The organism is Kocuria sabuli (genome assembly GCF_040981185.1).
Taxonomy (GTDB): Bacteria; Actinomycetota; Actinomycetes; order Actinomycetales; family Micrococcaceae; genus Kocuria; species Kocuria sabuli.
In genome coordinates, this window is the sequence record NZ_JAVHZE010000103.1 from 1 (window position 1) to 543 (window position 543).

1 protein-coding gene is annotated in these 543 nt (G+C 59.9%); it reads right to left on the reverse strand.

What is annotated here, in order from left to right; genetic code table 11:
- On the reverse strand, nt 1–543 hold a 543-nt coding region (locus tag RE027_RS18120), incomplete at both ends, for a hypothetical protein (protein ID WP_368809691.1).

Sequence of the window (543 nt, forward strand, 5' to 3'; positions counted from 1 at the left end):
TCAGAGTTTTTCTGTGCAAACGAATAGCCTGGCATCAGCAGTTTTACACCGGCCATTGTGCCAGCCGTGGCAATTCCGACACCGGCAGCACCAGCCGCCGCCGCACTCCCCGCGAGGGATTTACCGGTCTGATACCGCTCTTTAACCCGGCTCAGCTTTGCCTGTTGCTGGCTGACCCGCGCCAGCGCCTCACGTTGCCGGTTAAGCTGGGCGGTCGTCTCGCTGATGCTGGTTTTAAGGCGACGCTCGTCAGCCGACAGCGTTCGGGTATTAATCCCGGCCTGAGCAAGCTCGGTGCGCTGGCGCTGTACCGACTGCCTGAGCCCGTTATATTTGAGTTGCAGGTCAGCAGCGGATTTTTTTGCCGCCTCCATCGCACGCGCCTGCGCTTTGGTGGGGTTTTCCGTGTTTTTAAACTGGACGGCCAGCGCTGCGGCCTCCTGTTTCGCTTTGTTAAGCGACTGACCGGTCACGGCAAGCTGTGCGCTCGCTTTCCTGAATCCAGCAATTCTGGACGCCTGCGCGTTAAGGTCGGGCAGGGTC